18 protein-coding genes are annotated in these 13,564 nt (G+C 34.8%); 10 read left to right on the top strand and 8 right to left on the bottom strand.

Annotated elements, in window-relative coordinates; genetic code table 11:
* Window positions 1-121: 121 nt before the first annotated feature.
* Window positions 122-682, bottom strand: coding sequence for an LPP20 family lipoprotein (locus Q0358_RS03995; protein ID WP_299547544.1), 561 nt, complete (start codon window positions 680-682; stop codon window positions 122-124).
* Between the two features lie 33 nt (window positions 683-715).
* Window positions 716-2,668 (bottom strand): 6-hydroxymethylpterin diphosphokinase MptE-like protein, encoded by a 1,953-nt coding sequence (locus Q0358_RS03990; RefSeq protein WP_299547541.1) that lies wholly within the window; start codon window positions 2,666-2,668, stop codon window positions 716-718.
* Between the two features lie 123 nt (window positions 2,669-2,791).
* Here Q0358_RS03990 and Q0358_RS03985 point away from each other — a divergent pair, with 123 nt between their 5' ends.
* Both Q0358_RS03985 and Q0358_RS03980 read left to right on the top strand, forming a co-directional pair.
* The gene (locus tag Q0358_RS03985; protein ID WP_299547538.1) at window positions 2,792-3,721 is read left to right on the top strand and encodes a ribose-phosphate pyrophosphokinase; all 930 of its coding nucleotides are present in this window, start codon (window positions 2,792-2,794) and stop codon (window positions 3,719-3,721) included.
* The gene (locus Q0358_RS03980) at window positions 3,693-4,250 is read left to right on the top strand and encodes a peptidylprolyl isomerase (protein WP_299548194.1); all 558 of its coding nucleotides are present in this window, start codon (window positions 3,693-3,695) and stop codon (window positions 4,248-4,250) included. The genes Q0358_RS03985 and Q0358_RS03980 overlap by 29 nt, the downstream gene beginning before the upstream one ends.
* On the opposite strand, the gene mog is transcribed toward Q0358_RS03980, so the two are convergent.
* From mog to Q0358_RS03955, 5 genes are read right to left on the bottom strand one after another with little or no spacing between them, the layout of a single operon-like run.
* On the bottom strand, window positions 4,247-4,777 hold the full coding sequence (gene mog / locus Q0358_RS03975; protein WP_299547534.1) for a molybdopterin adenylyltransferase: 531 nt from the start codon (window positions 4,775-4,777) through the stop codon (window positions 4,247-4,249). The two genes, Q0358_RS03980 and mog, sit on opposite strands and share 4 nt — an antisense overlap.
* A complete protein-coding gene (gene mobB, locus Q0358_RS03970) occupies window positions 4,774-5,259 on the bottom strand; it encodes a molybdopterin-guanine dinucleotide biosynthesis protein B (RefSeq protein ID WP_299547531.1) in 486 nt (161 codons plus the stop codon). Before mobB ends, mog begins: the two co-directional genes overlap by 4 nt.
* A 25-nt stretch (window positions 5,260-5,284) precedes the next feature.
* A complete protein-coding gene (locus Q0358_RS03965; protein ID WP_299547528.1) occupies window positions 5,285-5,734 on the bottom strand; it encodes a molybdenum cofactor biosynthesis protein MoaE in 450 nt (149 codons plus the stop codon).
* Window positions 5,734-5,955 carry a MoaD/ThiS family protein gene (locus Q0358_RS03960; protein ID WP_299547525.1) on the bottom strand — a complete coding sequence of 74 codons (222 nt, stop codon included), beginning with the start codon at window positions 5,953-5,955 and terminating at the stop codon, window positions 5,734-5,736. The genes Q0358_RS03965 and Q0358_RS03960 overlap by 1 nt, the downstream gene beginning before the upstream one ends.
* A gap of 8 nt (window positions 5,956-5,963) precedes the next feature.
* A complete protein-coding gene (locus Q0358_RS03955; RefSeq protein WP_299547522.1) occupies window positions 5,964-6,314 on the bottom strand; it encodes a hypothetical protein in 351 nt (116 codons plus the stop codon).
* 70 nt (window positions 6,315-6,384) lie between these two features.
* Here Q0358_RS03955 and Q0358_RS03950 point away from each other — a divergent pair, with 70 nt between their 5' ends.
* From Q0358_RS03950 to xseA, 8 genes are all read left to right on the top strand, one after another.
* Window positions 6,385-6,756 (top strand): RidA family protein, encoded by a 372-nt coding sequence (locus tag Q0358_RS03950; RefSeq protein WP_299547519.1) that lies wholly within the window; start codon window positions 6,385-6,387, stop codon window positions 6,754-6,756.
* 83 nt (window positions 6,757-6,839) lie between these two features.
* Window positions 6,840-7,154 carry a 50S ribosomal protein L21 gene (gene rplU, locus Q0358_RS03945; protein WP_299547516.1) on the top strand — a complete coding sequence of 105 codons (315 nt, stop codon included), beginning with the start codon at window positions 6,840-6,842 and terminating at the stop codon, window positions 7,152-7,154.
* Between the two features lie 23 nt (window positions 7,155-7,177).
* Window positions 7,178-7,435 (top strand): 50S ribosomal protein L27, encoded by a 258-nt coding sequence (rpmA, locus tag Q0358_RS03940; RefSeq protein WP_299547513.1) that lies wholly within the window; start codon window positions 7,178-7,180, stop codon window positions 7,433-7,435.
* A gap of 72 nt (window positions 7,436-7,507) precedes the next feature.
* Window positions 7,508-8,590, top strand: coding sequence for a GTPase ObgE (gene obgE, locus Q0358_RS03935; RefSeq protein ID WP_299547510.1), 1,083 nt, complete (start codon window positions 7,508-7,510; stop codon window positions 8,588-8,590).
* 1 nt (window position 8,591) lies between these two features.
* The gene (gene proB / locus Q0358_RS03930; RefSeq protein ID WP_299547507.1) at window positions 8,592-9,380 is read left to right on the top strand and encodes a glutamate 5-kinase; all 789 of its coding nucleotides are present in this window, start codon (window positions 8,592-8,594) and stop codon (window positions 9,378-9,380) included.
* A 53-nt stretch (window positions 9,381-9,433) separates the two neighbouring features.
* On the top strand, window positions 9,434-9,613 hold the full coding sequence (locus Q0358_RS03925) for a hypothetical protein (protein ID WP_299547505.1): 180 nt from the start codon (window positions 9,434-9,436) through the stop codon (window positions 9,611-9,613).
* 112 nt (window positions 9,614-9,725) lie between these two features.
* Entirely contained in the window at window positions 9,726-11,513 is a 1,788-nt protein-coding gene (oadA, locus tag Q0358_RS03920; RefSeq protein ID WP_299547502.1) for a sodium-extruding oxaloacetate decarboxylase subunit alpha, read from the top strand.
* Window positions 11,513-12,757 (top strand): exodeoxyribonuclease VII large subunit, encoded by a 1,245-nt coding sequence (gene xseA / locus Q0358_RS03915; protein ID WP_299547500.1) that lies wholly within the window; start codon window positions 11,513-11,515, stop codon window positions 12,755-12,757. Before oadA ends, xseA begins: the two co-directional genes overlap by 1 nt.
* Here the strand turns inward: xseA and Q0358_RS03910 are convergent.
* A complete protein-coding gene (locus Q0358_RS03910) occupies window positions 12,750-13,523 on the bottom strand; it encodes an undecaprenyl-diphosphate phosphatase (RefSeq protein ID WP_299547497.1) in 774 nt (257 codons plus the stop codon). The genes xseA and Q0358_RS03910 overlap by 8 nt on opposite strands.
* Window positions 13,524-13,564: the final 41 nt, after the last annotated feature.

Raw genomic sequence — 13,564 nt, 5'->3', positions numbered from 1 at the left:
AAACCTAAATCATAAAATCTAAAATCTTTAGTGGAAAAAAAAATCGTTTTAGTTGTGGAGTTTTGAAGCGCACTGGGTGCTTTAGCACACCCAAATGCAAAAAGCATGATGGCAAAAACGCTTAGAATTGTTCGCCAGTTAATACGCGATACCATCTTTTTCCATCAAGTTTAAGCTCCATACTAACTTGGCAAAGACCATCTTTATAAACGGTTTCTACAATTTCAGCATTGCGAATCACTGCTAAAACTTTTGTTTTAACAGTGGAGTTCTTTAGCATCATATCACGCACTGTATCTTGTGCATTTACGCGGATCCCATACATTTTTTCACCAATTTGGCGGTAAGCATCTACGATTGCTGCACGCTTTGCGAGTGCTAGAGCTTGTGCTGGAGATACGGTTGATTCTGGTGCTACTCCCATACCAATTGCGCTAATTTCAATAATGCTTGAAGGTGTGATGATTGGTGCATTTGGAATCACAATATCATCGCCACCAACTTCCATTCCTTGCAAGTTTGATGGAGTGTTTGAATTTCTTCCAAGTGATGCACTTTGGAATCCTGCATTACCAACAGGACTTACAGATGTGCTACTCGTTGTTGAATTTACTTGAGCAGCAAATAAACTACTTCCTAAAAGCATTCCTGCTAAAACTAATGAAATTGATGTTTTTGTCATTTCAATCCTTTTTGACATTAAGATATTTATACGTTAAGCAATTGGTGTTCCACTTTTTGAAAAAAGTGTTTCGCGTAAAGATTCTAGCATTTTGTCCATTGCTGTAAGATAAAGTTCACCACTTTTTTCCCAAAGATTTTGCATATTATTGTGTGGAAGATGCAAGGCACTAAAAGCGATTGCATACAAAAAGTGGCTTAGAGTGCCACCAAAAAGTATGCTAATAAAAGCATTATCAAGCGTTTCTTTGGCAAGCACGCCATAGCCCTTATCTAAAGCTATAAATAGTTCTTGTTTAGAGAAAACTTGTGCTTTAAAAACATCGTGCATTTTATTTTTAAACGCTAGGATTTCAAAAATGTATTTTTGTGTTTCTTTGGTGTAGAAATCTTCTTTATGGGGATCTTTAAAGAGAGATTTAAGTTGCTTTAAAACAGTTTTTTTATCAATAGTTTTTAGTTCAAATTCTTCGTGGTGTGTAGGTAATGCGCCATTAATTTTTGCGCCGTCATTTAAATTTAAAATATGAAAAGGCTTTAAAGATCTAAATGCTTCTTCTAAAGTTGCTTTTGAAAGAGAGAATAACGCATCTGAATAAATATCATCGCTAAAGTTTCCAGTTACAGGATATGCATCTTCTGGTATTTTTGTATCTTCTTCTCCATAATAAGAGTTTTTAGCGTGTTTGCTAGCACCTTTTTTATAACCACAATCTAATCCACATAAAATCACATCGCTTCCCAAATAGCTAGCTAGTGCTGCGCCTGCATTTCCTACAAGAGGCGCAGTAAATTGCACTTTAAAGCGTGGAGCATTTAAGTTTGCAGCACTACTTCCCTCGCGTTCAAATACATAGAGTTCTTTTGCGACTTTTTTAGCATTTTCATCAAGCACACTCGCAGCAATTAATGGGATATTATCCAAAGGGGCGGATTTTAGAACATCTCCTAGATAATCGTGACGTTCAATTTCAATTTGAAAGTCTGGTTTAATGCCATAGTTTAACAAAGGTTTTAATGCTGTCCCACAACTAAAAATAATCATTCTGTCTTTATTTTTTTTGATGAAAGGGAGTAAAAAATCAAGGCTTGGTCCATTTGCTACCACACAAATTGGCGCATTGACGCGTTTTGGTTTGATAAGCATCTTTTTAATAGGGAGAGAAAGTTTGTTTTTAATCCCGCGCATTTCATCTTCAAAAGTTCCCCAACCACGCATTGTTTGAGAATGCACTTCAAAGACAATATTGCGTGCATTTTGTGTGATTGGAGTTTGATAGAGCATTAATTCAAATCTTATTAAAGAAGTGCTGATTTTTCGTGTTAAAAAGAAGTTTTGAATATATTCTTTTTTCATAATGCTTTCTAAAAAGATATAGCCTGCTTGATTTTGAGTTTTGCTAAAAAGTAGAGCAAAATCCACAAAAAAGCACGCAATTCTAAATAAATCTAAGGATTCTTCAAAGATGAAAAAATTATGGATTGTTGCATAGTTTTCAATTAAAATTTGCAAAAAGATTCCACCTCCTAAACCAAAAAGATTCAAACTAGGCAGAAAATCACTAGGCAAATGGTAATGTGCGATACTGCCATTGTTGAGTGCATAATTTAAAACTTCATTAATGAGCATTTGACTATAAGGAAATGTATCATCAATAAAGGCAGGTTTTCCCCCAAAAATACGATTCCACTTTTCATTAATAGGTGGATTATAAGCGCAGTTTTTATGCACTTCTAGCATTGTAGATTTGCCTTCAGTTATGGCATACATCAAGGTATTTTGCTTGAAGTTTATGATATTTACCCCTTCTTGTCCGATGTAGAGTTGATATTCTTTAGCGGGGGTTTGCAAAACTTCAAAAAGATTAGGATAATTTGCTTCTTTGAAAAAAGTTAAATTACTTTGAAAGCGTGCATTACAAAAGGATTCTATTTCTTGTGGAGAGCTATTTTGAAGTATTTCTACAATGCTTTGTTTTGTGCGCATTTTTATCCTTTTGATTTAAAGATTGGAAATTTTAGCAGAATTTTTTAAAACCTTTTACAAAAGACAAAACATTTAAGTTTGTAAAGTTTATAATTTGCGTTTTATTTCACATAAAGGTTGTTGATGCAAGATTACAGAGTTTTTACTGGAAGCGCACATAGAGAGTTTTCTAATGCTGTTGCTAGAGTTTTGGATATTGAATTATCTAAGGCAGAAGTCGCACGATTTAGTGATGGAGAAATTAGCGTGCGTTTGTGTGAGAGTGTGCGCGGTAAAGATGTTTTTATTATTCAGCCAACCTGTGCGCCAACAAATGATAATTTGATGGAATTATTAATAATGGTTGATGCGTTAAAGCGTAGTTCTGCAAAAAGCATTCACGCAATTATGCCTTATTTTGGTTATGCAAGACAGGATAGAAAAGCGGCTCCTCGTGTTCCAATCACAGCAAAACTTGTTGCAGATTTATTGCAGTGTGCAGGAATTACGCGTTTGATTACGATGGATTTACACGCAGGACAAATTCAAGGATTCTTTGATATTCCTGTGGATAATCTTTATGGTTCTATTGTTTTTAAAGAACATATTGCTGCTAAAAATCTTAAAAATCCTATTGTTGCAAGTCCTGATATTGGTGGTGTTGGACGCGCTAGATATTTTGCGAAACTTTTAGGGCTTGACATTGTTATTGTTGATAAAAGGCGTGAAAAGGCAAACGAAAGTGAAGTGATGAATGTGATTGGAAGTGTAGAAGGCAAGGATGTGATTTTAATTGATGATATGATTGACACAGCAGGAACAATGGTTAAAGCTGCAAGCGCATTTAAGCAAAAAGGGGCAACAAGTGTTATTGCGCTTGGCACGCACGCAGTTTTTAGTGGTCCTGCATATCAAAGGATCTTAGAGAGTGAGATTGATGAGGTGATTGTTACAGACACAATTCCATTGCGCCAAAGTTGTGAAAAGATTAAAATCTTAAGTGTAGCTCCGCTTTTTGCAGAAGTTATTAAAAGGATCAATAATGATGAAAGCGTTAATTCTCTTTTTGCTTAGTGTTTTTAGTGCAGTGTTTTTAAATGCGCAAGAAGCTAAAAAGGTTCAAGCAGTTTTAGAAACAACTTCAGGCAAGATCACTTTAGATTTATTTCCAGAAGTCGCACCAAAGGCAGTTGAAAACTTTGTGACACACATCAACAACGGGTATTATAATGGAATCCTTTTTCATCGTGTGATTCGTAAATTTATGATTCAAGGTGGAGATCCAACAGGAACAGGGCGTGGTGGAGAATCAATTTGGGGAAAAGATTTTGAAGATGAGATTGCAAAAGGGTATGCCTTTGATAGAGCGGGGATTTTAGCGATGGCAAATGCTGGTGCTAATACAAACGGGAGTCAGTTTTTCATTACAACAACACGCACTCCCCATTTAAATGGAAAGCATACGATTTTTGGAGAAATTAGCAAACAAAACCAAGAAGAGAGTTTTAAGACATTGCGCAAAATAGAATATACGCAAACAGATCATGCAGATAAGCCACTTAAAGAACAAAAAATCATCAAAGCATACATTATTGCAAACTAAGACTTTGGGCGAAAGGCTTTGATGACTTCTGGATTTGTTTCTAGATAAGCTGCACCGATTAAATCAAGGCAATAAGGCACAGCGGGAAAAACTGCATCTAGGCATTCTCTAATAGATTTTGGCTTGCCTGGGAGATTGATAATTAAACTTTTATGATAGATTCCAGCACTTTGACGCGATAAGATTGCTGTTGGAACATATTTTAAGCTTACTTGACGCATTAATTCACCAAAACCCGGTAATATTTTTTCACACACGGCTTCTGTGGCTTCTGGTGTAACATCACGTGGTGCAGGACCTGTTCCACCTGTGGTTACAATTAAATCACAATGTTCTTTATCTGCAAGCGTAATGAGTTGCTCTTTAATTAGCTCTAACTCATCGGCAATTACGCAATAACTATAAGTAAATGGCGTAATGAGATATTCTTGTAAGGTTTCTAAGATCGCTTTTCCTGAAATATCTTCATAAATTCCGGAACTTGCGCGATCTGATAAAGTTAGGATTCCAATTTTTGCTTGTGTCATAATCTGTCCTTTATATTTGTGTTGATCCATTTTAAAATTTCTAAGGGATTGTTTAGATCTAAAATTTCAAGTTTATAGGGAGTTAGCGATTCTTTTTTAATGCTAGAATCTATCGCAATTGCTCGAATAAATGGTAAAAAGCGTTCATCAAAATGTTCTCTAGCAACGCAAATCCTAGGGAGTGGCAATTCCTTTAAGCCCTCCACAAAGAGATAATCATAATGGCTAAATTGTGCTTTTAGGGATTCTATGCTAAGTGCTTTATGAAGACGCAAGGTTGTTTGTGTGTTTCCTAGAATCACAACATCTGCGCCACTTTGAAAAAAGCGTGCAGAATCCTTGCCTTTTGTATCAATTTCTGCCTTATCTTTTGGGTCGTGCTTAATGATAGCGACGCGTTTATTGTGTAAAAGCAAGGAGAGTTTTTCAATAAGCGTTGTTTTACCGCTATTAGAATTTCCAGTAAATGCAACTGTACGCATTAAAAAGCCTTTTTTGATTTCATATTTAGCTGCTTAGGATTCCGCTATGTGGAAGATGGTGGCTACGTTCTTTTGCATAAATGCGTTGCCCATTTTTTAAATCATATTTCCAAATGGGAGCATTATGCTTAAAATCTTCAATAAAATCTTCAAAGATATCTAAAGTTGCACGCCTTTTTGCACTAAAAACTCCCGCCATATAAGAGCTTTGATAGTTGAATACATCGCCTTTTGAATGCGCCATTTTAAGATAAGCATTGTGTTTTTGTGCTTTGTCGCACCAAGTTTTAAGCCATTGCTCTAAAAGTGGTGCATAAATGTCAAAGCTTAAGCCTTGACAATCATTTTCTGCACGCACAATCCCCGTAAAAATTGCATTTGCACCAAAATTATTTTCAGCTCCAAAGGCATACCATTGCGCATAAATTTCTGTTGTGTTTAATGCTCCATCAAAAAGCAGCAAAGAATTTTGCATTATCCGCCACACACAGGAGGAAGCAACGCAATCTTATCGCCTTCTTTAATAGGGGTTTCTAAAGAAGAGATAATCGTGTTGTTTATAGCAATTGCACAATCTTTTAGCCAAGGATTAATCTCGGGAATTGCCTGTAATTCTTCTTTTAAAGCGTGTAGATTTGCTGCATTACTTTGATAAGTTTTGTTACCTAAGGGTCCTAGAAATTCAACTTCTATCATAAAATACCTTATTGGAGAAGTTCAATGCGTTCTTCTTGCATTTCATAAGGGATTTTTGGTGCTGGTTTTTTAGGTTTTGGCGCAGTCTTATATGAAGAATTTATAAGAGGCTTTTGGACTCTTTTTGGGAGTTTATTAACAGAGAGAATTTTACCCGTTCTCCCATCAACAAAAAAAGCGGAATCTTTAGGGTATTTTTGCATTTCTCTCTTTAATGCCTCATCAAAAGGCGTTAAAGGTGAAATAGGCGCATGTTTTTTTGGAGATTTTAAAATTACAAAAGTATCTGCACACAGAGTATTTGCACTAAGACTTAAAACAATAATGCTAGCACTAAAAATTCTTAAAAATGATCGCATAAGGAATCCTTAAAAATGAAATAAGTTATAATTTTATAATAAATAACACAAAAAAGCAAAGGAATATCTAATGAAAATCATTGCAACGCAAAATGCACCACAGGCGATTGGTCCTTATTCTCAAGCAATTTTAGCAAATGGAATACTTTACACTTCGGGGCAAATTGGACTAACGCCACAAGGAGAACTATTGGGTGATATCAGTGTGCAAACAAGACAAGTTTTAAGCAATCTTAAAGAAGTGTTAAAAACAGGTGGAAGTGATTTAAATAAGGTAATTAAGACAACAATTTTCTTAAGCAATATGGAAGATTTTGGAATCGTAAATGAGATTTATGCGGAGTTTTTTGGAACTCATAAGCCAGCTAGAAGCACAGTTGCCGTTAAAACATTACCTAAAAATGCTCTTGTGGAGATTGAGTGTATTGCGCTTGCAGATTAAAGTTTTTATTAATGAAAATTAAGATAGAATCCGATCTTTTATTAAGTTTTAATAAAAAATAACTTCAAATTTTAAGGAATTGTATGATGTATGCAATCATTGCGAATGGAGGCAAACAATACAAGGTTAGTGAAGGCGATATTATTTTGCTAGATTGCTTGAACCTTGAGCCAAAGTCAAAAGTTGAAGTAACTGAAGTTCTAGCCATCTGCAATGGCGATGACATTAAGCTCGGGGCACCTTGTGTAAGTGGTGCAAAAGTTGAACTTGAAGTCATTAATGAGGGCAGAGGCAAGAAAGTCATTACTTTTAAGAAACGCCGTAGAAAAGATAGCAAAACTAAAAGAGGCTTTAGAAGAGATTTTACGCGTGTGCGTGTTGTAAAGATCTCAGGCTAGATTGCAGCATTTAAGGAGTTGAAATGGCACACAAGAAAGGTCAGGGTAGCACCCAGAATAACCGCGATTCCGCAGGGCGTCGTTTAGGTGTTAAAAAATTTGGTGGTCAGTTTGTTCGTGCGGGAAATATCATTATCCGCCAAAGAGGAACAAAAGTGCATCCCGGAAATAATGTAGGAATGGGTAAAGATCATACAATTTTTGCATTAATTGATGGAGTTGTATCTTTTGAGAGAAAAGATAGAAACCGCAAAAAAGTTTCTATTCTTCCCGCTTCGTAAGACTTTCTAAGTAATACTTTAAGATTCCAAGTTGGAATCTTAAAGGCTTTCTAATATAATTTAAGGTTATTTATGTTTGTTGATCGTGTTGAAATCTTTGTATCCTCAGGCAAAGGTGGAGAGGGAGCAGTTTCTTTTCGTCGTGAAAAATTTGTTATTAATGGTGGTCCAGATGGTGGAGATGGTGGCAAAGGTGGGAATGTGTATTTTCAAGTGGATAGAAACACGGATACACTTTCACATTTTAGAGGACACAAACATTTTAAGGCGCAAAATGGGCGTCCGGGAGAAGGACGTAATAAATATGGAAAAAAGGGCGAAGATTTGGTAATTATTGTGCCTCCTGGGACACAGATCTTTGATGCTCAAAATAACACATTACTTTTAGATTTATTAGATGAATCACAAAAAATATTGTTTTTAGAAGGGGGTAAGGGGGGATTAGGAAATGTGCATTTTAAAAGTGCCACAAATCAGCGTCCCACTTATGCGCAAAAGGGTTTACCCGGGATTGAAAAAACAATCCGTTTAGAGCTTAAGCTTATTGCTGATGTTGGGCTTGTTGGGTTTCCAAATGTTGGAAAATCCACGCTTGTTTCTGTATTGTCTAATGCAAAACCTGAAATTGCAAATTATGAATTTACAACTTTAATCCCGAGTCTTGGAATTGTAAATGCAGGAGATTATCAATCCTTTGTGATTGCAGATATTCCCGGAATTATTGGAGGTGCTAGTGAAGGAAAGGGACTTGGAATTGAATTTTTGCGCCATATTGAGCGCACGCAATTCTTGCTTTTTGTGCTAGATTTAGCAAATTATAGAGATATACAAGAGCAGTTTAATGTATTGCGCTTAGAAGTGAGTAAATTTAGTCAAAAGTTAGAAAATCGTCCTTTTGGGATAATGTTTTCTAAAAGCGATGCAGTGGAAAATGCAGAAGAAATTATAGAATCTTTTGTGAAGCATTTAAGCTGCAAGCTTAAAAAACACACGCAAATTTCTGATTGTTTTATTCAAAAAGAAGCCGATGATTTTAGCATAGAGTTTGACTTTAAAGATCCGCTTTTTGTGCTTGGTGTATCAAGTGTGAGTGGTCAAAATGTGGAATCCTTAAAGCATTTGCTATATGCGAGTTTAAGAGAGTTTAGGAAATAAAATGCAACATCAAAAAAACAAAAGAATTGTTATTAAAGTTGGAAGTGCAATTTTAGTAGAAAATCAAAGGATTAATTTAACGCGCATTGAAGCTTTAGCGCAATTAATTTCTAAAATTAGAAATGTTTATGAAGTAATCTTGGTGAGTTCTGGAGCGGTAGCTGCTGGATATACAGAAGTTAAATTGGATAAAGAAAATCTTAGCAATAAGCAAGCTTTAGCTGCTATTGGGCAGCCTTTACTTATGGAAATTTATGCGGATACTTTTAGAAAGTATGGAATTATAACTGCACAAATGTTATTAACAGCGTATGATTTTGATTCTAGAAAACATACACAAAATGCACGCAATGCAATGGAGACTTTATTAGAAAGTCAGGTGTTACCCATTATTAATGAAAATGATGTGATTGCAACAGGGGAGCTGAAAATTCTAGGTTTTGGCGATAATGATCAACTCTCAGCGCACGCTACACATTTTTTTGATGCACAATTATTGGCAATTTTAAGTGATATTGATGCGTATTTTGATGAAAATCCAAAAGATAATCCAAATGCAAAAATGAGAAAAATCGTTACAGAAATCTCCGATGATGAATTGAGTGCAAAGGCTACACCAAATAATTCTTTTGCTACAGGTGGAATCGTAACTAAGCTTAAAGCGGCAAAATTTTTACTAGATCATCAAAAAGAAATGTTTCTATCTAGCGGCAAGGATTTATCGGTCTTATATGATTTTTTAATACATAATATTCATGAAAAAGGCACATTATTTACTAAAAATCCATAGAAATTGGAATATAAAATGCTTGGAACTTCTTGTTGTTAAAATAAGGAGGAAAAATGGAATTTTTAAAAGATGATGGATTAGTCTTTTGCAGTTTTTTTGATATTAGTGAAATTCCAGTGCGAAAAAATAATAAAGAAATTGATAAAAATAAAGTATATTTAAACGATACAAAAGAAAATGAAAGAGTGATGATTTTATACACTAAAGGAAAAAGCCAAAAAACATCAGCTTGATACTAAAAGAAGCAGTTTTATAAAAAGCACTCACAAAAATTATGCATTGTGTTTAATTAGTTGAAATTATTGTTATAATGCAACACTAAAATGATAATTTTTGGAGTTTTTAATGATTAAGATTACTGAAAATAGTCTAAGAGATGGACATCAATCTTTATTGGCTACAAGAATGCGCACAGAGGATTTAGTGGAGGCTGCACAGATCTTTGAGCAAATTGGATTTCATAGTGTTGAGGTTTGGGGTGGAGCCACTTATGATACTTGTTTGCGCTATTTAAAGGAAGATCCTTTTGAGCGTCTTGCGATTTTTAAAGAAATTTTTAAAAAAACTCCTATTCAAATGTTGTTGCGGGGTCAAAATCTTATCGGCTATCGCCACTATTCAGATGATGTTGTGCGTGAATTTGTGCGATTATCTGCGCAAAATGGAGTAGATATTTTTAGAATTTTTGATGCACTCAATGATATACGTAATCTTGAAGTTTCTATTGTAGAAGTTAAAAAGCAAGGAAAACACGCTCAAGGAGCAATTTGTTACACAACTTCTCCTGTGCATACGATTCAAAGTTTTGTAGAGTTTGGCAGAGATCTTGCAAAAAGAGGTTGTGATTCTTTAGCAATTAAAGATATGGCAGGGCTAATCACGCCAAATGCGACTTTTGAACTTGTAAAGGCGTTAAAAGAAGAGATTGGTTTGCCTTTAGCACTACATACACATTCTACTGCTGGGTTTGCTTTTGGCTCACATTTAAAAGCTATTGAAGCTGGGGTTGATATTTTAGATCTTTCAAATTCTGCATTAGCAGAAGGCACAAGTCATCCTTGCACGCAGTCTATGGTAGCGACATTGCAAGGAACACAATGGGATAGCGGTTTGGAGATTGCTTTAATGGAAAAAGCAGCAGAGATTTTAAAACGCAATCGCAAAAAATACAAAAAATTTGAATCAGAATATAACCATATTGACACACGCGTGCTTGTTAGTCAGATTCCAGGCGGTATGATTTCAAATATGGCAAATCAACTAAGAGAGCAAAACGCATTAGATAAGATGGACGAAGTGCTTAAAGAGATTCCAAATGTGCGCAAAGACTTTGGCTATCCTCCTTTGGTTACACCATCTAGTCAAATTGTAGGCACACAAGCTGTATTAAATGTTTTAGCGCAAACACGCTATAAAACCTTAACAACAGAATCAAAAAATCTCATCAAAGGCTATTATGGAAAGACTCCTGCAAAAATAGATTCCGCATTAATTGAACGCATTAAGCAAGAAGGCGAAGAAATAATTACAAGTCGTCCAGCTGATGAGATTGCACCTGAATTGCAAAAAGCCAAAGAAGAATCACAAGGTTTTGCAAAGAGTGAAACAGATGTGATTTCTTATGCAATTTTTGGACCAATTGCTAAGAAATTTTTAGAAGAACGCAATGAGAATCGTCTAAGTCCAGAAGCTTTGACAACTTTTGAAGGTGCGCAATGTTCAATGCCAAAAGAATTTACCATCAATCTCCACGGAGAAACTTATCACATTAAAATTGAAGGAAGTGGAGAAAAAAATGCAAGTGTGCGTCCTTTCTTTGTGCGTATAGATGGGGATTTAAGAGAAGTTTTAGTGGAATCAGATTCTAATGAAGACAATGAAAACTCCAAAAAAACAGATTCTCTACCGCAAGCAAATTTGCCCGGACATATTATCTCTCCAATGCCGGGAAATCTTACAAAACTTAAGGTAAAAGTTGGCGATAAAATTAAAGAAGGAGATGTATTAGCGGTGGTGGAAGCGATGAAAATGGAAAATGAAGTTTTAGCAACAATTGGTGGAGAAATCAAGGAAATTTATGCTAAAGAAGGGCAACAAATTAGTGCAAATTTGGCAATTATGCTTGTAGAATAATGCAAACTTTAAGCGTTACAGAATTAAGTAATCAAATCAAAAGTCTTCTTGACACGTATTTTACCCAAGTGCGTGTGAGTGGGGAGGTGAGTAATTTTACAGAACACACAAGCGGACATTTGTATTTCACATTAAAAGATGAAAAGTCTTCTTTAAAATGTGTAATGTTTCGTGGTAATGCACAAAAACTTAAATTTAAAATTGAAGATGGATTAAAATTAACACTAGAAGGTTCTATAACTATATATGCTCCACGCGGAGATTATCAACTTAATTGCGCGATGGCTTATGCAGATGGAGTTGGAGGTTTAAGTTTAGCTTATCAGCAACTTAAAGAAGAGTATGAAAAAAAGGGTTATTTTAAAAACAAAAAACCTTTGCCAAAATTTCCTAAAAAAGTCGCATTGCTGACTTCTATCACAGGGGCTGTTTTGCAAGATATGCAAAGTATCGCAAAAAAAAGGTGGAATCTTGTAAGGTTTGTGGTATTAGATACACTTGTGCAAGGCGAAGGAGCAAAGGAAAGTATTGTAAAAAATCTTAAAATTGCAGATACTCTAAGTGTAGATTGTATTATTTTAGCACGTGGTGGTGGGAGCTTAGAGGATTTATGGGCTTTTAATGAACCTGTGGTGATTGAAGAGATTTATGCGACTAAAACACCTATTATTTCAGCGATTGGACACGAACCTGATTATGTTTTAAGTGATTTTGTAGCAGATTTGCGCGCACCTACACCATCTGGTGCAATAGAGCTACTTTTACCACAGCAAGAGGATTGGCTTAGACATTTAGATATTTTGCAGGAGAGTTTTGATAAATCTTTTACAAGGATTTTGCAGGCAAAAACCACGCAGATTCAAAGAAAAAAAGAAGAATTTAATAAAAATAATTTGTTCAATAAAATTAAACAATTTCAAATTTATTGCCAGCAGCAAATGAAGTTTTTAAATCAAAAAATTGAACACAAATTAAATCTTTTGCATTTGCAAATGCAAAATCCAAGTCTTCAAATTCATCTGAAAATGAAACAGAAATTAGAAAAATTTAATGTAAAAATGGAATCTTTAAAAATACAAATGGAATCCAAAAATCCAAAAAACTTTCAAAAAAAGGGATATGCTTGTGTGTTAAGCAATGGAAAAACAATAAAAAATCTTGCAGAACTAAAATTAGATTCCATTATAGAATTGCAAGATGGAAGCGCAACTTTAAAAGCGCAAATAAAAGAAGTGCTTAAATAATCCCTAGATAGTATAAAAATATAATCCCTAAGATAATGCGATAAATCCCAAAAGGGATAAAGTTAAAGCGTGATACGAAATTTAAAAAAAGCTTAATAGCAAGCAAAGCACTAAAAAAAGCAACAATAAAGCCTGAAATTAGAATCCAAATATTATCTAAATTTAAGACTTCATAATTTTTATAAAGACTATAAGCACTTGCTAAAATCATTGTAGGAAGAGCGAGTAAAAAGGAAAATTCCGTAGCAACTTTGCGATTACACCCTAAAAGTAATCCCCCAACAATCGTTGCTCCACTGCGCGAAGTTCCCGGAATCATTGCTAAAGCCTGAAAAAATCCTATAAGCAAAGACTGCTTGTAAGAAATCGCATTGACATCTGTGGTATGATGTTCCTTTTCTTTATAAAAAATCTCTAAAACAATAAAAACGATTCCACCTATAATTAGCATAATAGACACCGTAATAGGAGCAAAAAGTTCTTTAATATAAGAGTAGAAGAGAAATCCTAAAATCCCAGCAGGCAAAAAACCAATCCCAAGTTTTATCCAAAGTTGCAAGCTATTTTTAAAAAGTCTTTCAAAAAAAACAAAAACCACTGCCAAGATTGAGCCTAGCTGAATAACAACTTCAAAAGTTTTATGAAATGTATCTTGTGGAATCCCTAATAGTTCTGAAGTTAAAATTAAATGTCCCGTTGATGAGATAGGTAAAAACTCTGTTAAGCCCTCTACAATCCCTAAAATAATTGCATAAATAATTTCCATAAATCTGCCTAAATGTGTAAAAATGAGCAAATTGTAGCACA

Origin of the sequence: uncultured Helicobacter sp. (genome assembly GCF_937893305.1) — a bacterium.
In the GTDB taxonomy this organism is placed as follows: domain Bacteria; phylum Campylobacterota; class Campylobacteria; order Campylobacterales; family Helicobacteraceae; genus Helicobacter_D.
Note: the sequence above shows the minus strand (reverse complement) of the source record. Positions and strands in the feature narration are given on the sequence as shown.

Excerpts from the sequence above, each read along its gene's own strand:
- Q0358_RS03990 (WP_299547541.1), bottom strand. The coding sequence starts at position 2,668 with ATGCGCACAAAACAAAGCATTGTAGAAATACTTCAAAATAGCTCTCCA.
- mobB (WP_299547531.1), bottom strand. The coding sequence starts at position 5,259 with ATGCGTACAGTTGCATTTACTGGAAATTCTAATAGCGGTAAAACAACG.
- Q0358_RS03985 (WP_299547538.1), top strand. The coding sequence starts at position 2,792 with ATGCAAGATTACAGAGTTTTTACTGGAAGCGCACATAGAGAGTTTTCT.
- obgE (WP_299547510.1), top strand. The coding sequence starts at position 7,508 with ATGTTTGTTGATCGTGTTGAAATCTTTGTATCCTCAGGCAAAGGTGGA.
- Q0358_RS03950 (WP_299547519.1), top strand. The coding sequence starts at position 6,385 with ATGAAAATCATTGCAACGCAAAATGCACCACAGGCGATTGGTCCTTAT.
- Q0358_RS03910 (WP_299547497.1), bottom strand. The coding sequence starts at position 13,523 with ATGGAAATTATTTATGCAATTATTTTAGGGATTGTAGAGGGCTTAACA.
- proB (WP_299547507.1), top strand. The coding sequence starts at position 8,592 with ATGCAACATCAAAAAAACAAAAGAATTGTTATTAAAGTTGGAAGTGCA.
- Q0358_RS03960 (WP_299547525.1), bottom strand. The coding sequence starts at position 5,955 with ATGATAGAAGTTGAATTTCTAGGACCCTTAGGTAACAAAACTTATCAA.
- rplU (WP_299547516.1), top strand. The coding sequence starts at position 6,840 with ATGATGTATGCAATCATTGCGAATGGAGGCAAACAATACAAGGTTAGT.
- Q0358_RS03980 (WP_299548194.1), top strand. The coding sequence starts at position 3,693 with ATGAAAGCGTTAATTCTCTTTTTGCTTAGTGTTTTTAGTGCAGTGTTT.
- mog (WP_299547534.1), bottom strand. The coding sequence starts at position 4,777 with ATGACACAAGCAAAAATTGGAATCCTAACTTTATCAGATCGCGCAAGT.
- Q0358_RS03995 (WP_299547544.1), bottom strand. The coding sequence starts at position 682 with ATGACAAAAACATCAATTTCATTAGTTTTAGCAGGAATGCTTTTAGGA.
- oadA (WP_299547502.1), top strand. The coding sequence starts at position 9,726 with ATGATTAAGATTACTGAAAATAGTCTAAGAGATGGACATCAATCTTTA.
- rpmA (WP_299547513.1), top strand. The coding sequence starts at position 7,178 with ATGGCACACAAGAAAGGTCAGGGTAGCACCCAGAATAACCGCGATTCC.
- Q0358_RS03925 (WP_299547505.1), top strand. The coding sequence starts at position 9,434 with ATGGAATTTTTAAAAGATGATGGATTAGTCTTTTGCAGTTTTTTTGAT.
- Q0358_RS03955 (WP_299547522.1), bottom strand. The coding sequence starts at position 6,314 with ATGCGATCATTTTTAAGAATTTTTAGTGCTAGCATTATTGTTTTAAGT.
- Q0358_RS03965 (WP_299547528.1), bottom strand. The coding sequence starts at position 5,734 with ATGCAAAATTCTTTGCTGCTTTTTGATGGAGCATTAAACACAACAGAA.
- xseA (WP_299547500.1), top strand. The coding sequence starts at position 11,513 with ATGCAAACTTTAAGCGTTACAGAATTAAGTAATCAAATCAAAAGTCTT.